The sequence below is a fragment of the Streptomyces sp. NPDC058955 genome (assembly GCF_042741435.1).
Classification (GTDB): domain Bacteria; phylum Actinomycetota; class Actinomycetes; order Streptomycetales; family Streptomycetaceae; genus Streptomyces.
Genome location: NZ_JBHYKM010000166.1, coordinates 1 through 1,057, shown reverse-complemented (window position 1 = coordinate 1,057; position 1,057 = coordinate 1). Strand labels below are relative to the sequence as shown.

The 1,057-nt window shown below is 79.2% G+C and carries 1 protein-coding gene; it reads left to right on the top strand.

Going from position 1 to position 1,057, the window contains the following annotated elements; genetic code table 11:
- Window positions 1–159: 159 nt before the first annotated feature.
- Window positions 160–795 (top strand): class F sortase, encoded by a 636-nt coding sequence (locus ACFW1I_RS35670; RefSeq protein ID WP_384677804.1) that lies wholly within the window; start codon window positions 160–162, stop codon window positions 793–795.
- Window positions 796–1,057 lie beyond the last annotated feature (262 nt).

Below are 1,057 nucleotides of genomic sequence, written 5' to 3'. Positions count from 1 at the left end.
GCCGCGGGGCCCGCGGGCGCCCCCCACGCGGCCGGCGGGGGGGGGCCCCCCCCCGCCCGCGCCCCCCCCCCCCCCGCCCCCGCCCCCCCCGCCCGGGGGGGGGGGGGGCGGGCGGGGCGGCGCGACCAGCACCGCACCCGAGACGAGGAGGCCGAGCCCGTGGAGAGCGCGTACCGCCGGCGCGGCGCCTGGGGCGTCGTCGCGGTCCTCCTCCTCGTCGGCGTCCACCTCGTCCGGGGCGGTACGGAGCAGCTCACCGCCACCGGCCCGCCGCAGCCCCTCGCGGCGGACGCCCCGGCGGCCCCGGCACCACCGCCGCCCCCGCCCCGCCCGGGCCTCCCGGCCGCCGCCCCGCTCGCCGTCACCATCCCGGCGCTCGGCGTGGACGCCCCGCTCACCCAGGTCGGCCTGGACGCCGACGGCTGGATCGAGGCCCCGCCGCCCGAGCACCCCGGACGGGCGGGCTGGTACACCGGAGCGGTCACGCCCGGCGAACCCGGCACCGCCGTCGTCGTCGGCCACGTCGACACCCCCGCGGGACCGGCCGTCTTCCACGCCCTCGGCTCCCTCACCCGCGGCCGCGCCATCGAGGTCCGCCGCGCCGACGGCCGGACCGCCGTCTTCACCGTCCACGGCGTCGAGCTCGTCCCGAAGGACGCCTTCCCCGCCGACCGCGTCTACGCCTCCACCGGCACCCCCGAACTCCGCGTGATCACCTGCGGCGGCCCCTACACCCGCGCCACCGGCTACACCGGCAACGTCGTCGTCTCCGCCCGCCTCACCGCCGTCCGCTGACCTGACGTATTCCGGACACGAACTGGCCTGGACCAACCCCCCGGGGACAAGGTGGTCCCCGGAGCAGGCGTCGGGGGGCGCCGGGCTCCCGGCCGCCACGGCGGCATCCCCGGGGATGGGCGGTCCCCGTGCGCCCGGTCACGACCCGGGGTCCACCCGCGCACGGGACCCCCCCCCCCCCCCCCCCCCCCCAATTACACCCAAAAACCATGTGTAAAACCCCCCCCAACCCCGGGAAGCTAAGTGTCTTAAAAACAAAAAC